Source organism: Rhodococcus sp. ACPA4, from assembly GCF_002300185.1.
Lineage (GTDB): Bacteria > Actinomycetota > Actinomycetes > Mycobacteriales > Mycobacteriaceae > Rhodococcus_F > Rhodococcus_F globerula.
The window spans coordinates 2730485-2754891 of sequence record NZ_NSDY01000001.1; the positions used below are offsets into that span (position 1 = coordinate 2730485).

General features: G+C 61.2%; 26 protein-coding genes and 1 riboswitch. Of the genes, 9 read left to right on the forward strand and 17 right to left on the reverse strand.

The window, feature by feature from the left end:
- Positions 1-69: 69 nt before the first annotated feature.
- The 3 genes from CJ178_RS12435 to CJ178_RS12445 are packed head-to-tail and all read right to left on the reverse strand — an operon-like array spanning position 70 to position 1627.
- The gene (locus CJ178_RS12435) at positions 70-417 is read right to left on the reverse strand and encodes a YidH family protein (RefSeq protein ID WP_033235620.1); all 348 of its coding nucleotides are present in this window, start codon (positions 415-417) and stop codon (positions 70-72) included.
- A complete protein-coding gene (locus CJ178_RS12440; protein ID WP_095886793.1) occupies positions 414-890 on the reverse strand; it encodes an RDD family protein in 477 nt (158 codons plus the stop codon). Before CJ178_RS12440 ends, CJ178_RS12435 begins: the two co-directional genes overlap by 4 nt.
- Complete coding sequence (locus CJ178_RS12445; RefSeq protein ID WP_257013112.1) at positions 890-1627, reverse strand: hypothetical protein; 738 nt, start codon at positions 1625-1627, stop codon at positions 890-892. The genes CJ178_RS12440 and CJ178_RS12445 overlap by 1 nt, the downstream gene beginning before the upstream one ends.
- A gap of 173 nt (positions 1628-1800) precedes the next feature.
- On the opposite strand from CJ178_RS12445, the gene CJ178_RS12450 reads away from it, so the two are divergent.
- Positions 1801-2709 carry an alpha/beta hydrolase gene (locus CJ178_RS12450; protein ID WP_095887951.1) on the forward strand — a complete coding sequence of 303 codons (909 nt, stop codon included), beginning with the start codon at positions 1801-1803 and terminating at the stop codon, positions 2707-2709.
- A 106-nt stretch (positions 2710-2815) separates the two neighbouring features.
- Here the strand turns inward: CJ178_RS12450 and CJ178_RS12455 are convergent, their stop codons facing one another.
- From CJ178_RS12455 to CJ178_RS12515, 14 genes are all read right to left on the reverse strand, one after another.
- Entirely contained in the window at positions 2816-3955 is a 1140-nt protein-coding gene (locus CJ178_RS12455; RefSeq protein ID WP_095886794.1) for an LLM class flavin-dependent oxidoreductase, read from the reverse strand.
- Position 3956: 1 nt separating this feature from the next.
- Positions 3957-4763, reverse strand: coding sequence for a DUF1684 domain-containing protein (locus tag CJ178_RS12460; RefSeq protein ID WP_095886795.1), 807 nt, complete (start codon positions 4761-4763; stop codon positions 3957-3959).
- Positions 4760-6130, reverse strand: a complete 1371-nt coding sequence (locus CJ178_RS12465; RefSeq protein ID WP_095886796.1) for an NtaA/DmoA family FMN-dependent monooxygenase — start codon at positions 6128-6130, stop codon at positions 4760-4762. Before CJ178_RS12465 ends, CJ178_RS12460 begins: the two co-directional genes overlap by 4 nt.
- A 25-nt stretch (positions 6131-6155) precedes the next feature.
- Positions 6156-7274 (reverse strand): LLM class flavin-dependent oxidoreductase, encoded by a 1119-nt coding sequence (locus CJ178_RS12470; protein WP_095886797.1) that lies wholly within the window; start codon positions 7272-7274, stop codon positions 6156-6158.
- Positions 7261-8883: a dipeptide ABC transporter ATP-binding protein gene (locus CJ178_RS12475; protein ID WP_095886798.1), complete on the reverse strand. Its 1623-nt coding sequence runs from the start codon at positions 8881-8883 to the stop codon at positions 7261-7263. Before CJ178_RS12475 ends, CJ178_RS12470 begins: the two co-directional genes overlap by 14 nt.
- On the reverse strand, positions 8880-9770 hold the full coding sequence (locus tag CJ178_RS12480) for an ABC transporter permease (RefSeq protein WP_095886799.1): 891 nt from the start codon (positions 9768-9770) through the stop codon (positions 8880-8882). Before CJ178_RS12480 ends, CJ178_RS12475 begins: the two co-directional genes overlap by 4 nt.
- On the reverse strand, positions 9763-10761 hold the full coding sequence (locus CJ178_RS12485) for an ABC transporter permease (protein ID WP_033235628.1): 999 nt from the start codon (positions 10759-10761) through the stop codon (positions 9763-9765). The genes CJ178_RS12480 and CJ178_RS12485 overlap by 8 nt, the downstream gene beginning before the upstream one ends.
- 3 nt (positions 10762-10764) lie before the next feature.
- Complete coding sequence (locus tag CJ178_RS12490; protein WP_095886800.1) at positions 10765-12405, reverse strand: ABC transporter substrate-binding protein; 1641 nt, start codon at positions 12403-12405, stop codon at positions 10765-10767.
- Positions 12406-12572: 167 nt separating this feature from the next.
- Positions 12573-12662 (reverse strand): putative leader peptide, encoded by a 90-nt coding sequence (locus CJ178_RS33710; protein WP_317823110.1) that lies wholly within the window; start codon positions 12660-12662, stop codon positions 12573-12575.
- 9 nt (positions 12663-12671) lie between these two features.
- A riboswitch (SAM riboswitch) is annotated at positions 12672-12766 on the reverse strand.
- Between the two features lie 87 nt (positions 12767-12853).
- A complete protein-coding gene (locus CJ178_RS12495) occupies positions 12854-13387 on the reverse strand; it encodes a GNAT family N-acetyltransferase (RefSeq protein ID WP_033235630.1) in 534 nt (177 codons plus the stop codon).
- A 32-nt stretch (positions 13388-13419) separates the two neighbouring features.
- On the reverse strand, positions 13420-14529 hold the full coding sequence (locus tag CJ178_RS12500) for an FAD-dependent oxidoreductase (protein ID WP_095886801.1): 1110 nt from the start codon (positions 14527-14529) through the stop codon (positions 13420-13422).
- 10 nt (positions 14530-14539) lie between these two features.
- On the reverse strand, positions 14540-15511 hold the full coding sequence (locus CJ178_RS12505) for an ABC transporter substrate-binding protein (RefSeq protein ID WP_033235632.1): 972 nt from the start codon (positions 15509-15511) through the stop codon (positions 14540-14542).
- A gap of 33 nt (positions 15512-15544) precedes the next feature.
- On the reverse strand, positions 15545-16330 hold the full coding sequence (locus tag CJ178_RS12510; RefSeq protein WP_033235633.1) for an amino acid ABC transporter ATP-binding protein: 786 nt from the start codon (positions 16328-16330) through the stop codon (positions 15545-15547).
- Positions 16327-17301, reverse strand: coding sequence for an amino acid ABC transporter permease (locus tag CJ178_RS12515; RefSeq protein WP_095886802.1), 975 nt, complete (start codon positions 17299-17301; stop codon positions 16327-16329). The genes CJ178_RS12510 and CJ178_RS12515 overlap by 4 nt, the downstream gene beginning before the upstream one ends.
- A gap of 508 nt (positions 17302-17809) precedes the next feature.
- Here CJ178_RS12515 and CJ178_RS12525 point away from each other — a divergent pair.
- From CJ178_RS12525 to CJ178_RS12560, 8 genes are all read left to right on the forward strand, one after another.
- A complete protein-coding gene (locus tag CJ178_RS12525) occupies positions 17810-18577 on the forward strand; it encodes a sulfite exporter TauE/SafE family protein (protein ID WP_045064058.1) in 768 nt (255 codons plus the stop codon).
- A 37-nt stretch (positions 18578-18614) separates the two neighbouring features.
- On the forward strand, positions 18615-19424 hold the full coding sequence (locus CJ178_RS12530; protein ID WP_033235637.1) for an HAD-IIA family hydrolase: 810 nt from the start codon (positions 18615-18617) through the stop codon (positions 19422-19424).
- Positions 19425-19711: 287 nt separating this feature from the next.
- Positions 19712-20290: an alternate-type signal peptide domain-containing protein gene (locus CJ178_RS12535; protein ID WP_095886804.1), complete on the forward strand. Its 579-nt coding sequence runs from the start codon at positions 19712-19714 to the stop codon at positions 20288-20290.
- Between the two features lie 7 nt (positions 20291-20297).
- A complete protein-coding gene (locus CJ178_RS12540; protein WP_143547509.1) occupies positions 20298-20885 on the forward strand; it encodes a hypothetical protein in 588 nt (195 codons plus the stop codon).
- Positions 20886-20915: 30 nt separating this feature from the next.
- Complete coding sequence (locus CJ178_RS12545; RefSeq protein ID WP_257013113.1) at positions 20916-21575, forward strand: signal peptidase I; 660 nt, start codon at positions 20916-20918, stop codon at positions 21573-21575.
- On the forward strand, positions 21562-22161 hold the full coding sequence (locus CJ178_RS12550; RefSeq protein WP_095886807.1) for a hypothetical protein: 600 nt from the start codon (positions 21562-21564) through the stop codon (positions 22159-22161). The genes CJ178_RS12545 and CJ178_RS12550 overlap by 14 nt, the downstream gene beginning before the upstream one ends.
- A 6-nt stretch (positions 22162-22167) precedes the next feature.
- Complete coding sequence (locus tag CJ178_RS12555) at positions 22168-23769, forward strand: signal peptidase I (protein WP_095886808.1); 1602 nt, start codon at positions 22168-22170, stop codon at positions 23767-23769.
- Positions 23769-24359, forward strand: a complete 591-nt coding sequence (locus tag CJ178_RS12560; protein WP_095886809.1) for an alternate-type signal peptide domain-containing protein — start codon at positions 23769-23771, stop codon at positions 24357-24359. Before CJ178_RS12555 ends, CJ178_RS12560 begins: the two co-directional genes overlap by 1 nt.
- Positions 24360-24407 lie beyond the last annotated feature (48 nt).

Genomic DNA, 24407 nt, shown 5'->3' on the forward strand with positions numbered 1-24407 from the left:
TCTTCGTCTTTGATGTAAATCGCCTTCTCTGCACACTATCCAGGCCACTCCAGGACTTCTACGTGTGGATCAGCGGGCGAGGCTCGTAACCACCGTTGCCACTCCGGCCGCAACCGCCACGGCGGCCAGTGCCAGGGCAAACAGCCAGAGCGCGTGCGGTTCCGGCATCGGGGCTCCGTCTTCGAGCGCCTTCTTCACCTGCAACCACCGACGCATCCCCACCAGTGCGGCTGCCGCCGCCAACACAATCAGGACAAGACCGAGCGTGGTGCGCACCCACCCGGTACTCCACCCCGGAACCAACTGCACTATCGCGATCCCACCGGCCAACAGCGCCAACGAACTTCGCATCCACGCCAGGAAGGTTCGCTCGCTGGCGAGGGTGAATCGTTCGTCCGGTCTATTGGGTTCGGTCACGAGTGCTCCACTCCGTGGGTAACGACGATGTCCGGATCTTGACGCCAGTCGTACACCACCGCCGTCCGCAGCACGATGTCCTGCAACGAGCGCCGACGCCGATCGATGACCGCCCAGCCGAGGCCGAAGGCAAAAAGCACACACAGCACGGCCCGGACAAGTGCCAGCGGCCAGCGAACCAGCCGATGCCCCGACGTGATGACCCGCAAGCCCATGACCACATTGCCGACAGTTCGGCCGGTGGTCGCCCAGCACACCGTCAGATACACAGTCGAGACCGTGATGAATGCCGTCGTGGACAGGAAGATCCCGGGCTGGGAGAACGTGAACGTCTGCGGCGAGAACAGCAGTCGCACAAAGGCCACCGCGAGGTATCCACCGCCCATCAGAACGAGTACAACACCCAGGTCGATCGCTCCGGCGATACCGCGGGTCACAATTCCGGCGGGACCCGAATTCCGGGATGTCGCCACTACTCCTGCCCTGCGTTCTCGTTGTTCTTGTCGGTCTTGTCGGTCTTGTCGGTCTTGTCGGTCCTGTCGGTCCTGTCGGTCTTCTCGCGTCCGAAGAGTCGACCGACAAAATCCGCAACGGCGTCGTCTGCCTGCATCCCCTGCACGCGGGCACCCTGGACCGCTTCGGTGGACAACGACCCAGTGGACTCGCGGATGATCTGTGGCAGATCCACGCCCTCGATGACCTGGTCCGCGATCTTCACCAGATCAACCCGGTAGATCTGCCGTTCGATGTCGACGGAATCGACGATGCCGTCGAGGTCGAGCCGATTGATCACTGCTTCGACATCCAATCGCCGCGCAATGTCGTCCACGTCGATGCGATCGATGATCGGTTCCAGCGACACACGTTCGGCGATCCTGTCGACGTCGATGGTTTCGGCAATAGTGTCGAGGTCGACGTTGTCGATGACGATCTTGGTGATGTCGACTTCGTCCAGCGCCGCTGCCACCACGGCCTTGATCACCGTCCGCAAGGTTGTGTCGGCAAACGCGGTGGTAGAGGCGATTGCGTCGTTACCGAGGGCACTCACCTGAACAACTGCGTGGTCCAGCGGCTCTCCGACGATCGGAATCCGGGGAACGGAGTCCAACACGGCAGTCGCCGCTCGCCGGGCCGCGGCAAGCGTGATCGACGCCAATCCGAAGCCCAGACGCACAAGATCGGGCGCAGGACGATCCGGTTGTGCACCCACGAGACCGCCCTTCACCACTCATCCAGCTGAATAACGGACATTCGTTACTCTGCTTCGCATTGTGCCACTGTTGGTATACACAATTCGCCGGGACGAGCAGCAACCGTCAGCATCAAACGTGGGGAGACGTGATCGTGACGCGATTCGGGAAACACTTCGGTATCCATCTCACGATGGCGGCGGTAATGGTCGCAGGCTTTCTGAGCCTGACCGCCCCTACTGCGTCGGCACAGTCCACGGTCACGAGGTTCGACGTCTATTCACCGTCCATGGACCGGTGGATCAGCAACGACGTCATCTCCCCCGCCGGCGGTGGCCCAGCGCCCACGTTCTACCTCTTGACCGGGGTCGGCGGCGGCGAAGACGGGATCTCGTGGTTCAACAACACCGGGGTTCGCGATTTCTTCGACGACAAACACGTCAACGTGGTGATGCCGATCGGCGGCAAGTACAGCATGTACACCGACTGGAATGCCGACGACCCGGCGCTCGGCCGCAACAAATGGCAGACGTACCTGACGCAGGAACTCCCCGCGGCGGTGAACTCTCGCTACAACACAACCGGGGTGAACGCTCTCGGCGGAGTGTCGATGGCCGGCGGGCCGGTACTGGACCTCGCCATTCAAGCGCCGGGGCTGTACCGCGCTGTCGGTTCGTACAGTGGTTGCCCTCGAACCGTCGACGGGCTGGGGCAGATGGCAGTTCGATCCATGGTGGAAGTTCTCGGACGCGGCAACGTCCACAACATGTGGGGCCGGCCGGGCGGACCGCAGTGGGCTGCCCACGACCCGTTGGTCAACGCCGAAAAGCTCCGCGGCACACAGCTCTTCATCGCCACGGGTAACGGTATCCCCGGACCGGTGGACGGCATCAACTCGATCCCCGCGATTGCCGGAGTCATTCCCGGCAGCGCGCTCGAAGGGATCACTCAACTGTGTACCGCGGCGCTGCAGGGGCGGTTCGCACAACTCGGCATACCGGCCACATTCAGCTACCGCCCCGAGGGCACCCACACGTGGGGGCTCTTCGAAGCGGACATGCGCGCGTCCTGGCCGATGATCGCGGGGGCGATCGGAGCGTAGGAGTCGGGCTTGCTGAAGAGCTGACATAGGTTCTGCGCAGTGAGCAACCCTTCCCGTCTGCAGGAGGGGCTGCTCACTTGCCGAAACCTATGCTCACTCGCCGCACTCACGCCGCCAGCAGTGCGGGCAGTCCCCACTCCCTGGCCAACAACTGGTACGAGCGCAGTCGGTCCTCATGCCTATGAGTAACGCCGGTGATCACCAATTCGTCTGCACCGGTCAGCTTCTGCAGACGCTCGAGCCGATCGGCAACAGTGCTGGGCGAGCCGACGAACTGAGTGATCAGCCTGTCCTCCACCAAGGCGCGGTCGCGCTCGGGCAACGGGAGCGCAGTCGCGGGATCCGGGTACGGAATTGCACCGGCACCGCTGCGAATGCTGTGCGCCCAATGCCCGAAGGTGGACGCCAACTCCCGCGCTGTGGCGTCGTCCTCCGCCGCGACGACATCCGCAGAGACCACGACATACGGCTCCGCCAGCGTGTCAGAAGGACGGAACGCGGCGCGGTAAGCCTGCACCGCTTCGAGTGTGCTCGACGGCGCCACATGGTAATTCGCACCGAACGGCAACCCCAGCTTGCCCGCGAGCTCCGCACTCGGCCCGGCACTGCTGCCGAACACCCACACCTCGACGTCGGCGCCTTCGCCAGGACTCGCGTGCAATTCGATGCCGTCACGGGTGCGGTGGGTGCCGTTCAACAGGGCCAGGATCTCGCCGACGTGCTCCTCGAACTCGGGGGCCTGTGCCCCGGGAAATGCCAAGGCCTCCAGCGACGCCTGCAGACGCGGTGACGTGAGCAGTCCGGAAATATCGAACGGCGCCGGGATCACAACACCCTCACGCACCACTGTCTCCCTCGGTGCACCAGGCACGGTCTTGCCGGCGGCAACGGCTCGAAGCGCTTCCACCCGCCGTTGGCCGCTGCGGCCGATACCCAGATCGATCCGGCCCGGGTACAACGCGTCGACGGTACCGAATGCCTCCACCACCTCGGCTGCCGTGTTGTTACCCAGCAGCACGGCAGCGGACCCGACGCGAATAGTGTTGGTGGCAGCAGCAATCAGCCCGACGAGTACTGCCGGGGACGAGCTCGCGACGCCGACAAAATGGTGCTCGGCAACCCAGTACCTCTTGTACCCCCAGGATTCGGCAGATCGCGCGAGGTCCAGCGAGTTTCGCAGCGCGTCTCGCGCCGTACTGCCCTCGCTGATCGGCGACAGGTCCAGAACTGACAGCGGCACCGTCATGTCAATGCACTTCCGGAATCTTCTCGCCGGCTTCGACCGCAAACGGAAGGCGATTCTCCGCGGGGGCTACGGGGCACGTCGCGTAATCGGTGAAGGCACACGGCAGATTCGACGCACGATTGAAATCGAGGACTACCGCACCACCGGGCACTGGTGGGCTTACGTGCAGCGAACGCGCTGCCGGATAGGTGGTCACCCCGCTGGTCGCATCGGTGAACAGAATGTGAAAGCCGTCGTCTTTGCCGGCGAACGCAATCAGAGTCCGAGTTTCACCGTCGTACTCGAAACTGATTGTTCCGCGCGCATCGTGGTGATGTTCGAGCCTCTCGACGACGGCGCCCGTCGTCACTGTTCGAGCCTCGTTGAAAGCGGTGAAGACAGCGTCGATGCGCCACTGCGGATTCGGATCGAAGGTCGGGATACCGCTGAACTGCGCCAGAGCCGGTGCAAGCGGATCGTGAATGCGCAGAGCGACCTCACCGGTGCGGCGGATGACCTCGACTCGACGGGGCCCCTGGTTCACGATCAATCCCGGCGCGCCTTCGACGGGTGTCAGGGTGACCGAACCGTCCACGGCAACACCGTCGATCGAGAGGTCGTCTGCCGGCCTCGCGGTGACGACAACAGCATCTGCGTCGGCCCGCCATGCACCCGGTAGGTCCGAGAAAGTGGAATCGGTGTCCACCAGCCAGTGCAGGGCGGTCAGGCTCAGCCAACCGAGCGGCTCGGCAAAGGTGGCGTCGCGCAACGCATGCCACGCAGTCCATTCGTCGACAAAGGTAGTGTCTCTGGTCTCGGTGACGGTCATGATGCGCGAACTCCTTCGGCCTGCTCGTGGGGATGACGCAACCCGAGGTGGCTGCGCAGAGTTGTTCCTTCGTACTCCGTGCGGAAACTGCCGCGGTCCTGCAACTCGGGTACAACGGTGTCGATGAACTCGTCGAGACCCGCCGGCGTGAGATGGGGGACGAGGATGAATCCGTCACTCGCGTCACCCTGGACGTAGCTGTCGATCTCGGCAGCCACCTCCGCTGCGCTGCCCACAAACTGTTGACGGGCAGTCACATCGATGATCAGTTCTCGGATGCTGAGGTTTTCCGCTTCGGCCTTTGCTCGCCACTGGTCCGCAACGGCGCGGGGATCCTTGACGTGACGGACGCGTCCACGGGTGATGTTGACGTCGTCCGTCGGGTCTTCCTTCGGCAGCGGGCCGTCGGCGTCGTACTCGGAAAGGTCTCGGCCCCAGACTTGTTCGAGGAAGGCGATAGCGGTCTGCGGTCCGACCTGCTGCCTCCGAACATGATACGCCTTCTCCTGGGCGTCAGCCGCGTTGTCACCGAGGACAAAGGTGGCGGCGGGGAGAATTTTGAGGTCGGCATGCGTCCGTCCGTACTTGGCGAGGCGCCCCTTCACGTCCGCGTAGAAAGCCTTTCCGGCTTCGAGCGTTCCGTGGCCGGTGAAGATGGCGTCGGCTTTGGCTGCCCCGAATTCTCGGCCTTCATCGGAGTCACCTGCCTGCAGGAGAACTGGGTGACCTTGCGGGCTTCGAGGTACTTCGAATCGTCCGGAGATGTCGAATTGTTCGCCGGTGTGCGAGAACTGGCCGACCTGCTGGTCGGTGGCAAAGATTCCGCGCTCACGGTCGACGAGCGGGCGAGTGACACTCCAACTGTCCCACAGTGTCCGCACCGCGTCGACCAATTCGTTGGCGCGGGCGTATCGCTGCGAGTGTTCCAGATATCCACCGCGGCGGAAGTTCTCACCGGTGAAAGCGTCCGACGAGGTGACCAGATTCCAGGCTGCCCGGCCGTCCGAGAGATGATCGAGCGTGGAGAACTGTTTGGCCAACTCGTACGGTTCGTTGAAGGTGGTGTTGATTGTTCCGGCCAATCCGAGATGTGTTGTCACACCGGCAATCGCGTTGAGAATGCTGAAGGTGTCCGGGCGGCCGACCACGTCGAGATCGTGAATTTTGCCCTGATGTTCGCGCAGTCGCAGCCCCTCGGCGAGGAAGAAGAAGTCGAACAGGCCGCGTTCGGCACTGCGTGCAAGATGCTCGAACGAGCTGAACTCGATCTGACTCTTCGAGGCCGGATCAGCCCATACGGTGGTGTTGTTCACACCGGGGAAGTGAGCACCCAGATGAACTTGCTTACGAATCTTGTTCTGTGTCATCGAATTTCCTGTTCTTTTCTCGCCGCTACGCAAACTGATTGACGGGGAGTCCCAGACCCAGCCGCTCCCGCAGCGTCGGGGCGAGGTTCGGCCTCGGATTGAACGCGGGCAGTACATCGGCGGTGATCTTCGCTGCCCCGGCTGCCAGGGCCAACGGTCGCAGCACCACTCCGTCCAGCCCGGCCGAACCACTGATCTCGCGAAGCAGCGTGGTCAGTCCGCCGGCGTCGCCGCGGTAGAACACCGAGTGCGGCGTGTACGGCACTCCTGCCCACTCTTCGAGTTCGGCGAGGGCGTCGTCCGCTGCCCCGCGATCGGCACCGAGCAGAACATCGACGTCGAGCAGAACCCGAACGGTACGGCCGTTCTCCGCGGCTTTGTCGTGGACCAGCCGGGCGGTGGCCTGCGCCTCACCCAGGTCGGCGGCGGAGATGCGGATGAGATCGGCTCGCTCGGTTGCCAACTCCCGCGCCTGCGGCTTGCTCGCGTCCACCACGATCAGCGGTTGTCCCTGCGGTGAGCGCGGCGTGATGGACGGCCCCTTGACCGAAAAATTCTTGCCCTCGAAATCTATGTAGTGCAGCTTGTCCCGGTCGATGAATCGTCCGGTCGGCACATCTCTGATCTCGGCGTCGTCCTCCCAGCTGTCCCATAGGCGGTTGACCACCTCGACGGCCTCCGATGCTTCCTCCCACAGCGATTGTTCGCTCTGCACGGCCTTTCGGCCGAACAGCGATGCAGCCGCGTCAGTGTCGGATACCTCTACCTGCCAACCCGCCCGGCCCGAAGACGAGAAGTCGATACTCGCGATCGCTTTCGAGATGTGGAACGGTTCGGTGTGGGTGACGGTCGCGGTGGGAACCAACCCGATCCGCGAGGTCACGCCGCTCAATCGGGCAGCTGTGGCAACTGCTTCCAGTCGACCACGCGTTGCATGCTGCCCCTGGGTCTGCAGGGCAAACGAATCCGGGAAGAAGGCCAGGTCTACGCCTGCCCGGTCGGCGGCGGTCACCAGGTCCACCCAGTAGGACGAGGTGAACACTTCTTCGGCCCGCGAATCCTCGCGGCGCCACGAATAGGGGTGCACACCGGTGCCCTCGAATTCGAGGCCGATCAGAAATGCTGCGGAATTATGCTCGGACATGTTCGGCCTTTCCGGCTGCGTGGTCCCGCCCGGGGATGGCACCGAGCAGTGTTCGGGTGTAGTCGTGGCGGGGATTGTCGAATATTTCTGCGGTAGTGCCGATTTCGACCAGCTGGCCGGATTGCATGACACCGACGATGTCGCTGATCTGCCGCACTACTGCCAGATCGTGCGAGATGAAGAGGTACGTCAATCCGAGTTCGCGTTGCAACTCGTCGAGGAGCGCCAGAATCTGTGCCTGCACCGAAACGTCCAGGGCGGATACCGGTTCGTCGAGGACAAGCAGATCGGGCTTCAGTGCGAGTGCTCGCGCAATCGCCACACGCTGCCGCTGCCCGCCGGACAGTTCGGCAGGTCTGCGGCTGCCGAACTGCCCGGGCAGGGCAACCTGGTCGAGTAGTTCCGCGGCGCGGGCCTGCTGCTGAATTCGAGTGCCGACTTTGAAGGCACGCAACGGTTCCGCCACGATGTCGACTATCGAGAGCTTGGGATCGAGGGATGCGTACGGGTTCTGGTAGACGAGTTGGATCTTGCGGCGTAGTTCACGCAGATCGCTGCCCTTGACCTTGCTGATATCCGCGCCGTCGAAGGTGATGGTTCCCGAATCCGCCTGCTCCAACCGCACTGCGATGCGCGCCGTCGTGGATTTCCCGGACCCGGACTCCCCCACCAACGACACTGTCTGTCCACGCGGTACGGTCAGCGACACATCGTTGACCGCGGTGATAGCACTGCCTCGTCCGACGGTGAAGCGCTTGGTGATTCCCGCCAGAGTCAGCAACGGAGCTGCGTGCGCTCGGACCGGACGATCGATGGGTCCTGATGACAGGCTCGGCGCCGAACTCAGCAATTTCTTCGTGTAGTCGTGTCGAGGATTTCCCAGAATCGTTTCGGTGGGCCCGGATTCGACGATCCGACCGTCGTGCATCACCAGAATCCGATCCGCGCGATCGGCGGCCACTCCCAGGTCGTGTGTGATGAGGAGAACTGCGGCACCGGATTCGGCGATCCGCTCGTCCAAGTGGTCGAGGATCCGTCGTTGGACCGTGACGTCCAGGGCGCTGGTGGGCTCGTCGGCAATGATCAGTGCCGGGTTCGCGACCAGCGCGATGCCGATCAGAACTCGTTGCCGCATACCGCCGGAGAGTTCGTGTGGGTACTGCCGTGCTCGGATCTCCGGACGATCGATTCCTGCGCGCGCGAGCACCTCGATGGCGTCGAACCGCGCTTTCCGTCGGTCGGCCAGGCCGTGAATACGGAGGACTTCGGCAACCTGATCACCGATCCGGGTTACCGGATTGAGCGACGTTGTGGGGTCCTGCGGCACCAAACCGATACGTGCACCACGGATTTTCTGCCAGGCCCGGTCCGAGTAGTCGTCGATACGTTCGCCCTCGAACTCGACGTTGCCCCCGGTGACGTGTCCGCTGCCGGAGAGCAGTCCGAGAATCGCGTGCGCTGTTGTGGACTTTCCGGAGCCCGATTCGCCCACTACTGCAACAACTTCACCACGGCCGACCGTGAAACTCACGCCGCGTACCGCGGGTGCGGCTCCGTAGGAGATCTGTAGGTCGGTAACGGAAAGCAACTGATCCTGCGTTGTGCTCATCGCCGGTTGCTCCTTTCGATCTCGTGTCCGATGCGATGCGCCGAGATGACCACGGCAACAATGGCGAGGCCGGGAAGTGTTGTCATCCACCAGGCATTGGCGAGGAAGTTCCGTCCCTCGGATACCAGCGATCCCCATTCCGGGGTGGGCGGCACGGCTCCGAAGCCAAGGAAACTCAACGCGGACACCGCAAGTACTGCCTGCCCGAATTCGACCGCAGACAATGCGATCACGGGCGCGTACGAGTTGGGCAGGATATGGCGGCGCAGAACTCCGAGCCACTGCACTCCCGAACCGAAAGCCGCCTCGACGTACGCAGCGCTGCGTACCCGCATCACCTCGGCACGCATCACCCTGGCAAAGTTCGCGACCATCGCCACACCCACTGCGATCGCGACGTTGATGGTGCCGAAACCCAGCGCCGTGACCAGTGCCAGCGACAACAGCAAGGCTGGAATCGAGAGCAGAACATCGACGATGCGCATCAGCACTGCGTCGACAACCCCACCGACAAATCCTGCAATCAGCCCGATCAACGATCCGACGATCAACGCGAGACCGACGGCCACGAGAGTCGCGGTCAGGGACAGCGCAGCGCCGTGCACAAATCGTGTGTAGAGATCTCGTCCCAGGTTGTCCGTTCCGAACCAGTGCGCCAGGCTCGGTCCCTGCAACTTGTCGGCCGGCACGCCGGATAACGGGTCGCCACTGGCAAATACGCCAGGGGCCACGGCAAAGCCTATGGCCAGAGCCACGATCAGCACCGGAATCAGCAGACCCGGCTTACTGATCCGTCGGATCACCGAAGTTGTCCGATGCGTGGTAGCCGACGACTTCGCCTCCGGTATCGGATCGAGCAAGAGTGGTTCGATCAACGTGTCAGACATGCGCCGGCTCCAGATCTGTCGAGCTTTCGGACTGTGACTTCCCGGTGTCGGACGTCTTGGCCGAGATAATGCGTGGGTCGATCAACGGATAGAAGAGATCGACCGCCAGGTTGACGAGCACAAATGCCAAGGATGCAAAGACAACCACGCCTTGGACTACCGGAGTGTCCTGCGCCATCACCGACGTCTGAGTCAGACGCCCGACTCCGGCGCGGGAGAACACCGTTTCGACGACCACCGAACCGGCCAGCAGAGTTCCGACCAGCACACCGGCAATGGTGAATGCCGGAATGCTCGCGAGTCGCAACGCATGACGGGTCTGCACGCGCCACCGGCTTGCACCCTTGGCGTACGCGGTCTCCACGTGTGGCGAACGCAGCGTCGACTGCAGGCTGGTCGTGAGTACCTGCGCGATCACGGCGCCAGTCGGGATCGCCAGGGTGATCGCCGGGAGAATAACCGTCGCGAATCCCTTGTCTCCGAATGCGGGGAAGATGTGCAACCGGAACGAGAAAAGCTGCAGCAGAATCAGACCCACCCAGAAGGTAGGCACCGCCACCCCGAGAGGAGGCAGTGAGAACAGCAGGTTCGCGAGCCAGCGCTTACGGGTGTAGGTAGCAAAGAACGCGATCGACACTCCGAACAACACGGCAAGAACCAAACCCGTGGTTGCCAGCACCAACGTGCTCGGCAGCGCCGAGAAGATCGCATCCGTCACCGACTGACCGGTGGAGATCGACGTGCCGAAATCACCGCGCAGCGCATTGGTCAACGAAGTCCAGTACTGCGCCCACACCGACTGGTCCAGGCCGTATCGCGCTCGAAGCTGTTCGAGTGCAGCCTGATCCACCGCCACACCCTGTCCTGCCGACTCCGCAGCCATGCTGACCGGATCACTCGGCAGGAGGAACAGAATAACGAACGAGATGGTGAACGCTGCCCAGAGGACCAGCGCAGCCTGCCCCAGTCGGGCGAGTACGTATCGCGTCATGACTTACTTACCCGACAACCATGCGTCGTAGAACTGCAGACGTGAGGAGGCCTCGAACTTCAGATCCTGCACCGAGGCTCCGGCGCCGACTGCCTGCGACAGTTCGATCGTCGGAATCGAGAGTCCACGATCGATGATCAGTTCCTGTGCCTGAGCGACCAATTCACCGCGTGCCGCCGTGTCGGTGGTTGCGAGCTGCTCCGTCAAAACCTTGTCGAGTTCCGGATCGGCGGTGCGCTTGTTGAGGTTTCGACCGTCGATGCCGAATGACGCCCGAAGAATGTCCGCATCTGCACGAGTGGCGTTGTAGTACACAGCATCGTAGTCACCCGAAGTCTGCTTCTCGGTGAGTTCCCCGTTGGACAGCAGGTTGAGCTTCGCATCCACACCCACCTTCCGCAGCTGCTGCTGAACCAGCTCGAGGATTGCCTGGTTGCCGGCGAACGCCGGGCTGAAGGAAATCGCGAAAGTCAGTTTCTGGCCGTCCTTCTCACGCACTCCGTCTGAACCGGCCTTCCACCCTGCCGCATCGAGTAGCCTTTCCGCTTTGTCAGCGTCATAGGTCACGACACCTGATTGATCGGCATAGAGCGGAGTGGTGTGCGCAAGTGGGCTCGTCGCCGGGAAGAACGACGGATCCAGCACCGTGTCGACAAGTTCCTGCCGATTGATGGCGGGGATGATTGCCTGGCGCACAGCCTGATCGGCAAGAACACCGCGGCTCACGTTGGGCTGGAAGAAGAAGCTCACACCAGGATTGGGCCGGGTGAGAATTCGCCCGCCTGCCGCTTCGATCTGCGGAGCGTCCTGCGTCAACGCGTCACTGACCGCGTCCAGTTGGCCGGATGCGACGCTGCCCGCACGCACTCCCGACTCCGGCACAACCGTGAAGTTGACGCCGTCCAGATACGCCTCCCCCTGGTGGCCGGTCACATCCGAGGCCCAGTTGTACCCGGCGCGCTTCTCGATCGCGACCGATCGATCCTGCTGCCAATCCGTGTAGACGAACGGGCCGGATCCGACAACGGCTGTCCCGGCGCAACGCTGCTCCGACGGTAGTGCCGTGGTCGAGTCCGCCAGAATGCCGAGCTGCGGGGTCGAAGTTGCCTGCAGGAACTGAACATTGGGACCGGAGAAATTGATCTTGGCGGTGTGGGCGTCGACGACCTCGGTGCCCGTGTACGAGGACAGGTAGCTCTTTGCCAGTGAGGCGTTCGGGCCCAGATCCTTGACCACGTCGAAGTTCTTCTTGACCGACTCGGCCGTCACCGGCGTACCGTCACTGAACGTGACATCGTCGCGCAACGTGAACGTGAAGCTTGCTGCATCGGGGCTGATGTCCCAACTCTTTGCCAGCCACGGTGTGATCTCACCCGTCTCCGGATCCTGGTCGGTCAGCGAATCAACCACGGTACGAGTGACATACACGGTCTGATTCGTGCCCGCCTGTGCGGGGTCGGCGCAGGTAGGCGCCGTCGAGAGTCCGTAGCGCAGGGTTCCACCTGACTGGGCCGGCCCGGCGTCGGCGCTGGTGTCGCCGCTGCTGGTGCTGCAACCGGCAAGTACGGTGCCGAGAACCGAAATAGCGCCGATACCAGCGGCGACGGTGACGCGTGAGCGCGCACCGATTGAGCGTGAAGACACCAAGAACTCCTAAAGAGGCATGCGGAAAAATGCGCTTGTCACCACCGGAGAACGGGGCAAGCAAGCACGAATCAGCTACGAAGAGAAGAGAAAACAGGCTTACCCACGTACGGGAGCCTCGAGAGACTGACCAGGGTCAACTACGACGGCAAACATCGCGGCCATGGTCAGTGAGTACAGAACGATCCTGCTGTGCGGCACAGGTCTACGTGACGACGCGACCACGCGGTATCGAAACCGCCTTCAACTGCCTTCATTACTTCATTCCTCCATCGATCCTGGCGGTAGCACCCTCACGCGATGACACGAAGGGTTGCTGCGACTTCATTGAGCCAGGTCTCTCTGTCGCTCGAGATGGTCTTTCGCAAGTCTACGAGATGATCGCGAGTTGTCAACTCGTTCAGTAGGAATTGCAGGCTACGCCACATTTTCGGGAACCCCGCCGCGCTCATGCCGATACCCGCCGGTCGTAGTCATGCCGTACCTGCAGCTTCTTCTCGAATGGATGAATCCCCACCTCGAGCGGTGAAAGTGCAGTGTCGTACAGCGGTGCGTAGCCACAGGACAAGTAGAGCGCGACCGCTTCGGGTTGGCGCGGACCGGTTGTGAGATAGACCCTGCGGTATCCCCGAGCTGCTATCTCGGACTCCAACTCCCGGACAACGATCTTTCCGAGGCCACGCTGACGAAAGGAAGCCGACGTCCAGATTCTTTTCAGTTCGGCAGTGGTGGAATCGAATTGACGAAACGCGCCACCGGCGATGGCTTGATCGCCGAGCGTGAGAACCAGCAGCGCTCCGTGCGGAGGCGCAAATTCCTCGGCCGGATAGGTGGTGAGATCCTCGAATATCTCGTCACGCGTACCGCCGTATCGCGAACTGTATTCCAGCGCCAATTCCGCGATGAGCGGCGCTGCCAGCGGATCGTTCTGCGACACCGACCGCACCTCTACGCCGCCGATTCCCGCAATCTCGACACTCATGTGATCTTCCTTTCGGTTTCCTTGCGCCGCATTCACCGCACCCCTAACTGGAATTGCTGCGGCGACAGAGCATTTCCTTCCACCAGATCAGCCACCAGCTCACCCAACGCCGGCCCGAATTTGAATCCGTGTCCGGAGAAACCTGCGGCGACGGTGATCGCACCGACCCTGTCGATCACAAAATTGCTGTCAGGTGTGCTGGTGTACAGGCAGGTCAGTGACTCGACCTGCGTCGAATCGACACCCGGCAACCACGCTTCGGCATAGTCGACCAGACGCTGTTCGCCTGCGATGTCGGGCGTGTAGCTGCGAGTCTGCGGAGTCACCTCCGGCCCCGTCGCATGCTCGCCGATCTTGATGCCGTCTTCGGAACCGAGCCCGTAGATCCCGGCTGTGTCCAGCTCTGCACCGGGATGATGGACAAAGCTCGGCCACGCGGTTCCCGGATCGAGTGGCGCAAAGTGTGCCGGTTGTTCTTGCGTCGTGCGCAAAGTCGGCAACACGACCGATGCGCCGAGTTCGCTTCGCCCGATCAATTCCGCGGTCCACGCGCCGGCGGCAATAACGACGTGCCGCCCTCGCAGCGTCCCGCGCTCCGTGATCACGTCGACGCCGTACGACGCCTCGGCAACTGCCAGGACGCGCGTGTCGTGGCGGACGTCAGCTCCCTCGAGTCGCGAACCCGCTTCGAGGGCGACGACAGCGCGGTCCGCGTGCAGCCTGCCCGCGTCGGGGTGATGGAGGACTGTCGTGTCGAATCGCAGCCCCGGCCAGCGGGCCGACGCTTGCGCAGGAGTGAGGATCTCACCCTTGATGCCCGCTTCGACAAGTACCCGCGACTTGGTCAGTACCGCAGCGGGCAGCCCGTGATCAACGGCGCCCGTCAGTTCCAGAAACCCGATGTCCGTTGTGGTTTCCAACTCCCGCCACAGCGGAAGAGCCGACGCTGCCAGCCCGGTGTACAGGTGATTGTCGTAGGCCTGCCGGTAAATACGTGACGTGCCGTGTGACGCACCGTGCTTGTGCCCCGGCGCGAACTGCTCGAGCTGTACGACGCTGTGCCCGCGCGCCGCGAGCCGCCACGCGGCGGAGGACCCGACAAGCCCTCCGCCGATGACGATCACATCGACTATCTCACTCATCGACGGATACTCACTTGGTCTTCGGAAGACCGGGCGGGTTGATCAGCGACGTGTCGACGGCTTCACCGGTAATGTTCCAGCGTTCGAGAATCTGCTGGTACGTACCGTTCTCGATGGTGTGGTTGATGGCGTCGTTAATAGCCTTGATCAGTCCGTTGTCCTTCTTCACCAGCACAGCGATCTGACCTTGCAGGGTGTCACCCGCACCGGAGAACTCACCGACCACCTCGGTTTCACCCGACTGCTTGGCATGGAACTGCGACGACGGGTTCGGTCCGAAGTAGGCGTCGATGCGACCGGACTGCAGCGGGAGGTAGTAGTCGGTTGTGTTCTGGTAGTACGAGATGTCGGTTGGTGCCAGGCCAGCCGCGACATTCTGCTCGTTCCACTTGACCAGCAGCGCTTCCTGATTGGTGCCGGAACCCACCGCGATCTTCAGACCGGCAATGTCCTTGGGCTCGGTGATGGATACCCCGGCGCCCTTCTTGGCCTCGAATGCGAGGGTGTCCAGGCGATAGGTGGCAAAGTCGTACTTCTCCTTACGCTCCTCTGTGACAGTCACATTGGAGAGGAACGCGTCGGCTTCACCGGAGTCGATCCGGACGAAGTTCTGTGCCCAGTCAGCCGTCTGCAGGTCTATCTTCAACCCGAGTACATCACCGATCAGGTAGGCGAAGTCCGTTTCGGAACCGATGAGGGTTTTGTCATCGTCGGCGTAGAAGCGAAGCGGCGGAGCGGATCCGGCGCTACCGGTCACTCGCAGCGTGCCGCTGTCACGGATTTCCGCAGGAAGCTCGGCAGCGATGGAATCGACTTTCGCTGTGGTGATGCGATTCTGCTCGGCGGTGAGGTTGTAACCCGCGGCGGCGGTGCCCTGGCTACCCTCGGACTCTGCGTCCGCACTGCTGCACGCAGCGCTGAGCAGACCGACTGTGGCGAGAGCCGAGATCAGGAAAGTCGCGCGGCGGGATCGGGAGAACATCAGTGTGTGCCTTTCGGAAAATGTGTCTGAGCGTCAGAGAACGCGGGAGAGAAATGCTTTGGTCCGTTCGTGGACGGGATTGTCGATCACCTGCGAAGGCGGGCCCTGTTCGACGATGACGCCGCCGTCCATGAAGACTGCGGTGTCCGCCACCTCGCGGGCGAAGCCGACTTCGTGCGTGACGATGATCAATGTTGCACCGTCACGGGCAAGCTGGGCAAGAACTTCGAGAACTTCACCAACCAGTTCCGGGTCCAGTGCCGACGTCGGTTCGTCGAAGAGAATCACAGCCGGCCGCAGTGCCAGGGCTCGGGCAATGGCAACACGCTGCTGTTGGCCACCGGAAAGTTGACGCGGATACTGATCGGCTTTGTCTCCCACACCCACTCGTTCGAGTAGGGCCCTTGCCTCTCGGTACACGTCGTCGCGATCACGCTTCTGTGCCGACAGCGGGGCTTCCACTACATTTTCGAGAGCGGTGAGATGGGGAAACAGGTTGAAGTTCTGGAACACAAAACCGATGTGCGAGCGCTGCTTCAGGATTTCGCGATCGCGCAGTTCGTGTAGCCGATTTCCCTTGCGCCGGTATCCGATCAGTTCCCCGTCGATCCGCACTGTTCCCCGATCGACCTTCTCGAGGTGATTCAGGGTGCGCAACAGCGTGGATTTTCCCGAACCTGACGGCCCGAGGATAACGGTCACCTCGCCCTTGCGGACCAGGAGATCAACGCCGGCAAGCACTTCCAGCGCACCGAACGACTTGTGGATGCCACGCGCCTCGACGGCATAGACGTTGTCTTCGAGCAATTCCGCGGTCATCGGGTCGCGCCTCTCGGAATGTCGAGACGCGCATCACGAATCTCGTTGAATTTGTTGCGCGCCTTCTGCAGAGGCGTCAGCGGGAGAGCCCTAGCGGAGCCGCGAGCGTAATGACGTTCGACGTAGTACTGGCCGATGGAGAGTAACGTCGTGAGAATGATGTACCACAGTGTTGCAACCATCAGGAGCGGCACCACTCGTCCGTTGCGCCCGAAGATGACCTGTACTTGGTAGAACAGTTCGGCGATTGCCATGGTCGAGACGATGGATGTTCCCTTGAACAGTCCGATCACCTCGTTCGCGGCGTTGGGAAGAATTGCCCGCATCGCTTGCGGCAGAATGATCTTGAAGAACTGGCGCCGGCGCGGAATCCCCAGCGAATGAGCGGCTTCGATCTGACCGTGATCCACCGAGATGATGCCCGAGCGGATGATCTCCGCGGAGTACGCAGCCTGATGCAGCGCCAAACCGATGACAGCTGCGGTGAATCCGCCGATGACGCCACTGGTCTGGAACGTGAAGAACTCCGGCCCGAACGGTATTCCGAGAGAGAGCGTTTGGTAGAGGTAGGTGATGTTGAACCAGAAAAGCAACTGCACGATCAGTGGGATCGAGCGGAACGCCCAGATATAGGTCCAGGCGATCACCTGCAGAACCGGATTATTCGACAGTCGGCCAAGTGCCAGCACGACTCCGAGACCGAACCCCAGGATCGTTCCCCACAAGGTCAGTTTGATCGTCACCCACAAGGCGGCAAGCACCGATTTCGCGGTGAAGTACTGCGCGAACGTCGGCCAGTCCCAGCCGGGATTCACCACAAGACCGTGGATGAACTGGGCCAGCAAGATCAGCACTATCGCACTGACCACCCATTGGAACGGATGCCATGTGCGGGCAACAACAAGCTCCGAGTCGGGAAGCTGCGGCTCGGCCACTGGCTTCTCGGGGCGGACCTCGGTAGGCGCGCTCACGGCGCACTGTCTGACGGAGTGGACATCACAAAATAGACCTTTCGGAAAATGGGATTACTGCGCGACGAATTGCTGGTGCCGAGAATTTCGGTCAGCGACAGTGACACGACGCGGTACGACGCAGGTCGATGTGACGTCGACGGTGCGGTGCGTACGCGTTCGAACCGGCGCACGAAGCAATACCGGCGCAGCGAGTGATGCCCATGTGATGCCTTCCATCGGTCCTGGCAGAAAGCACCCGCTCCCGATCACTCGGGGGGTTGCTGCGACGTCGATGAGCCAGGTCTCTCGGTCGCTCGAGATGGTGAGCAAAGACTAGACGCTGAATCCACGGTCGTCAAATATTGTATTTCCCTGCGAGACAAGGGAAATAGGGATCTATGCGCGTTGAAATCAGGCTGATCGCAAGCCTCCCGAAAGCGGCGAATGCAGTGTTGGATGGATGAGCCGTATCCGATGCCCCGAGCCACCGCTCATCCCCGAATCACCCTGCAGTACCGTCTGCGGAGTGAGCGGACTGGACGCATTTTTTATTCTCGTGGCAGGTATCGGTGCCGGGGCGATCAACGCCGTGGTGGGCAGTGGAACCCTGATCACGTTCCCCACACTCGTGGCTTTCGGTATGCCTCCGGTCACTGCGACGATGTCCAATGCTGTCGGCCTGGTCGCCGGCGGCGTTTCGGGCACCTGGGGTTACCGACGCGAATTGTCAGGGCAATGGGACCGGCTTCGGTGGCAGATTCCGGCGTCGCTGTCCGGGGCGCTACTCGGCTCGTGGTTGCTGATGCACCTACCTGAGAAGTTATTCGAGACGATCGTTCCGGTATTGCTGATCCTGGCGCTCGCTCTTGTCCTTCTCCAACCACGCATCCAGGCCTGGGCGAAGAAGCGCTCCACCGAAGAGACAACGTTGTCGACCTCGAGGTTGATGCTCCTGACCGCCGGCACGTTTGCAGTCGGTATCTACGGCGGCTATTTCACCGCCGCCCAGGGCATCCTCCTGATCGGTGTGATGGGTGCCATCCTTCCCGAAACCCTGCAGCGAATGAACGGCGCGAAGAACCTGCTCTCACTGCTCGTCAACATCGTCGCGGCGGCGATGTACATCAGCTTGGCTTTCGACCAGATCAATTGGGCAGCAGCCGGTTTGATCGCAGTCGGCTCGCTCGGCGGAGGGGTACTCGGTGCCCGCTACGGGCGACGCCTGTCCCCCACCGCGCTGCGGTACACGATTGTCGTCGTCGGCCTGATCGGACTGTGGCGTCTGCTCGCTTGATCGCCCACGTCGGACGCGGTTCCCACATACTTGAGACATGACCACAACCGCGAATGAACCCCAGTGGACCTACCTCATGGACATGGACGGAGTCCTCGTTCACGAAGAGCACTTGGTGCCGGGAGCGGACACGTTCCTCGCCGAACTGGCATCGAACAACATCCCGTACATGGTGCTGACCAACAACTCGATCAGAACTCCGCGAGACTTGCGGGCACGCCTACTCAACTCCGGTCTCGACATTCCGGAGAAGTCCATCTGGACGTCAGCGCTGGCGACCGCCACCTTCCTCGCAAATCAGCGACCGGGAGGCAGCGCGTATGTGGTCGGCGAATCGGGCCTGACCACGGCGCTGCACGACATCGGATACGTTCTGACGGACAGCGATCCCGATTACGTCGTCCTGGGAGAGACCCGCACCTACTCGTTCGAGGCGATTACCACCGCGATCAGATTGGTCGAGCGAGGCTCGCGGTTCATCGCCACCAACCCCGACGCCACCGGACCGTCGCGGGACGGCTCGCTACCTGCCACCGGTTCCGTTGCCGCCTTGATCACCAAAGCCACAGGGCGCGACCCGTACTACGTCGGCAAGCCGAATGCCCTCATGATGCGATCAGCATTGCGGTCCATCGGCGCTCATTCCGCCAACACCTTGATGATCGGCGACCGGATGGACACCGACATCGTGTGCGGCCTGGAGGCGGGCTTGCAGACCATCCTTGTCATGACCGGGATCTCGACACCGGCGTCCGTGGAGCTGTATCCCTACCGCCCCACCATTGTTCTGGAATCCGTCGCCTCCCTTGTCGGAAATACAACGGACCCTTTTCGTAGCACTAAGTAAAGATAATTCGGACATATCGCCTAAATAGAACGGGTAGTTAACCAGCCGAATGAATAACGCAAAACAAAGGAAACGTAAAACCTTTGTCGAGTTGGACAAACGGGAGAATTCTTCAAGGTTGAACTAACGGATTGGTGACTAGTCGCAGGTAGGCGGCTTTTCCCAGCTCAAACGTAAAATTTCAATTTGGGCGAAATATTCTTTTCAAAACCGGTAACGAATCGTTTGCCATGGCTGATACTCATTTCTGAACGACCCAATTCGGACTCCCCAGAAATGAGCTCTCCATGAAGAAACAGACTAAGGGCGCAATTGCGGCAGCGGCTGCGGTTGCACTACTCCTCGGCGGTGCAGGTTCACTCGCAATGTGGAGTGACAGTGAAGTTGTCGGCGGCGGCGGCGCCGTAACCGCGGGCACGTTGCAGCTCGCTCCCTGCGCCCCGGTATCCGGAACTGGGTGGCAGTCCACGAACCCGACGGTGAAGCCGATTGCAGATATCACCGCATGGCGAATTGTGCCGACCGAAGTGCTCACCTTCGACTGCACCACTTCGATCACCGCAGATGGCGATCGCCTCGCAGCAACAATTGCAGCAGACGCGAGCACCATCACGGCAGGCACGACGGCGGCTCCAGGAGCCACTGCGAATCAACTCAAGGACAACATCACGGCAACCACGGTGGTGACCGTGGATGGAACCGTAGTCACGGCTGCATCCCCACTGACCGAAGCCGACAACGGCAAACCTGTGACCGTGAAGGTGACATTGACCTTCGCTGACGTTCAGCTTCTTGTGGCTCAGGGCGCGTCGATCAACTTGTCGAACCTCGCCATCAAGCTGCAACAGCAAGCCATCCCGGCATAAACGATCTATGAAGGGGAGAGCTTGGGGAGCCCTTGCGGGCGCGTCGGTGATTGTGTTGATGTTCGCATCAGCGCAAGGCACCGGCGCGCTGTGGAAGTCCGCTGCCCCGATCAGCAACGACGTACTGACCGCCGGCGGTAGCACGTTCGTACTCAAGGTGGGTTCCACGGTTGCCGACGCCGCCAGTACCTACAGCTGGAGCACGTTCACGGGCGCTGCGATGACGGCTACAACCGCCGTGCAGATGCCGCTGACCATCGTGAACCCGGCAACCAACGCTTCCGGCCTGAGGTTCAGATTGGCTTCCGTGACTGCCACCAGCACAAATCCTGTTCTCGACCTCAAGATATCGACCTTGACGTCCACCCAAACCTGTCCGATCGCTCCGTCGACAGCCACTGCTCTTCCCGGAACCCAGGTCTATTCGGGACTCGCAACAAACGCGGCATTTCCCGCACCGACGGTCACCGGAATCTCCTTGGCCAGTGGCGCTTCCACCGTTTGGTGTTTGCGCGCGTCGCTCAATATGGCAGGAACCACAGCGAGCGGGGAGATGACCAAACTCGTCTTCAACTTCACAGCAGTACAGGTGTAGGACTCGATTGAGATGACAGGCGACAAGCGAATGACTACAAAACACTCCCATCGACGTGAACGGACCGGCCCGATGTGGTGGGTCAGCTCGGTAGTGACCTGGGTTCTACTGTTCGCTCTGTGCGCGGTCATCGTCGTCACGATCGTGATACCGATTGTCACAGGCTCACAACGATTCACGATCCTCACAGGTTCGATGCGCCCCACCTACGAGCCTGGCACGCTCATAGTTGTCAAACCTGTGGACGAGGACGATCTGACCGTTGGAATGCCTATCACCTACCAACTCGAATCAGGCAAACCTACTGTTGTCACGCACCGGATCATCTCGATGAGTATCAACACCAAAGGCGAGCGCACCTTCATCACGCAGGGCGACGCTAACAACACCCCTGACGAGAAGCCTGTACTTCCCGTACAGATTCGCGGCAAGGTATGGTACTCGGTCCCCTACCTCGGGCATGTAAACAGTTGGCTGACCGGCGACCAGCGCAAGATCATCCTCACTGTCGTAGTCGGCGCTCTGGGTGCGTACGCGTTCTACATGATCGCCAGTGGAACACGTGAGAGCGTGCGGTCTCGCAATAATAATCGAAGTGAGCCAGAAGTATCCACATCAGATGACTCAGCTGACATCACAAGTACGGAAGCCACTTCGCTGAAAGACGGTGTCAGTCATGGCGGGCAATGACAGCTCGTTGCGCCAAGCCTTTTCCGGAGTCCGAAGCAATCGCGTTCGGGCGCTGCTTTCTCTCGGCATGGTGCTCGGGGTCGGCACGCTGACCACCATGGCTGCCTGGGGCGCAACAGCCACATCGACATCAGGAAACTTCTCCGCGGGAACTGTCAACATCGTCGCCTCGAGCAACAGCGTGACCGCAGCAGACAACATCACGATCAACCTGTCCTCGAGCGCCATGACATCGGCTGACGCTGTGACGCAGAGCTTGACAGTGAAGAACGCCGGGGCCTTCAATGCCGCATTCAATATCACAGCCCAGTCTCCGGTATCGACACCGTCGAGTTTTGCTGCGGCGCTGAAAATTTCGGTGTATCTGGATAGCATCTCCACCGGATCGTCGTGCTCCGGCACTGCGCAAAAGGCCGAAGTCTCGTTGGTCGGTGGTGGTAGTACAGCGACGCTCCTCGCCAACCCGATAACGCTGACTGGCACAAACAGTAGGACTATGTGCGTGAAAATGACCCTGGTCCCAGGTACGCCCGCGGGCGGAAACCTTCCCTATACACAACTCAACATCGTGGGAACGGCGGTCTGAATCGATATGTCACATCACAACCGTCCGGACGCGATCAACCACCTCAAGCAGGCTGCACTGACAACAGGCGCCGTCCTCGGAATTCTGTGCATCATCGCCACGACACTGTCATTGGCCTTCGGCATCAAACCCCTCGTCTTTCGATCCGGCTCGATGTCTCCCGCAATACCGACGGGTTCGCTGGCATTTGTGAAATCCCAACCGGTATCCGAATTGTCGGTCGGCGACATCGTCAGTGTCACCACCAGCGCCGGTGAAAGACTCACTCACCGCGTGTACGGAATCGACCAACTGGACAACAATCTGTCGTCACTCACACTCAAAGGTGACGCCAACAATGCCCCCGACAGCGAAACATATGCGGTGGCCGACGCAGACCGCGTTGTATTGAGCATGAGCCGAGTCGGCTACGTACTGGCGTGGCTGACCGGCCCAATCGGAATCTTCGCCGGCGGATTGTTTGCCGGAACCCTGTTGATGATCGCATTTCGTCCAGCACCATGCGGCGAAGTTCCACCGAACAGCGACATGCCTGCAGAGCGCAGACCCAACAGCACTCCGCCGGCGCCCGAACACAATTCACCTCGTTCACGTTCGGCGCAGGTCTCGTCGAGCATCGTCACCGCACCCTGGCGACAAAGGGAATTGATCCTCGTTACAGCTGCAGGACTGGGCGCGCTGCTGGCGATGTCACCGATCGGCAACACGGCCGCCGAGATCACCGACACCGCAACCGCAAAAACCGGCCAGTTCGCCACAGTCCAAACCTTCACATGCGAGAACTATTCACCGAGCCTCGGTGCCTCCAGCGCCAGAATCGCGTGGACGGCGCCGGGGTCGGGAACTTACACCTATCGTGTCCTGGTACTCAAGCCCGACAGCACCACGTACAGCGATAACACGCAAAGCGCCACCACCGTCGACATCACGCTCCCACCCGCACTTCTTGATCTGAGCGGCTCGTCTACTGTACGGATTTACTCGATTGAAAATGGTCTGACAGCCCCCACGTGGACGGGCTTCATACTGAACAAAGGCCTCCTATTGGGTGGAACATATTGCGGCTCCATGCTTTCCGGAACCGGCGCCGCCAGCAGAATGGCTGCCAGTGCCCCAACGCCCACATCGACTCAGTCGACAGTAACCACTACTCCGGCAACAACAACTACAGCGACGGCAACCACCACGACAGGTACAACCGAACCGACTCCATCAACGTCCGCGTCGAACACAACCACGCCGACCACAACCACCAGCACAACACCGGAAATCAGTACCACTACCGAGATCACAACCACAACAACTACGCCGCTCCCGACTGAAACGCAGGTCGGATCCGACCTCGTCTCAACAGGTCCGGATTCATACACCGCCCGCAGAATCCACAGCGACACCGGCATTTTCCTTGACGTGTACGACGCGCTCGGAAATCGGATCTATCGCACGTCCGTCGAATCGACCGATGTACTGCACTGGCTCTCCGGCACCAACCAGTTGTGGATCATCAGCACCGAAGGAGCGGAATTCGTGGAATTCACAGCGGGAGTGGGATTGCGACAGATCGCGATGGGCGAACTTCCGGCCGAGATCGAGGACTTGGTGCCGTGATGAAAAAACAAATATGGGGTGCGCTGGCAGGGGCCGTCGCGCTGGTCGTCATGGTGGGCGGGGGGAACTCGCTCGCAAAATGGAGCGACCAGGAAACACTGTCGGGTGCGAAGGTCACAGCAGGCACGTTGTCACTAGGAGCGTGTGTCAAAGACGGCGCCAGTGGGTGGTCCGAAAGAGTGTATGTGCCAGCTCCAACTCCCAACACGAACCCGTACATCGAGATTGCGAATATAGCAACCTACCGCCTCCGAGCCGGCTACGACTACGTCTACTACTGCTACTCACCGGTGTCCGCCACCGGTCCGCGATTGCGTGCCTCCGTAACCGCGGACCCATCGCTTGCCGGCGGTACGTTGCCGGCGACTGTCTTCGGATTCAGAACCTACGTCTCAACGGCGTCTGACGTCGACTTGTACGACAGCACACTGACCCCCAAGATCCGCAGCGACCTCACCTCAGCACAGAACGGCCAAGACGTCTCGGTAACCGTAGCGTTCACCATACTTCCGAACGACCCACTCAGCGCAGGTGGGACCCTGAACATGGCCGGCCTCAGCCTCGTCACCCAACAATTGACGCCAACCTGAACGGAGAGTTTCGACGGCAGTACCGCGAAACTCTCCACGGTTGCGTCG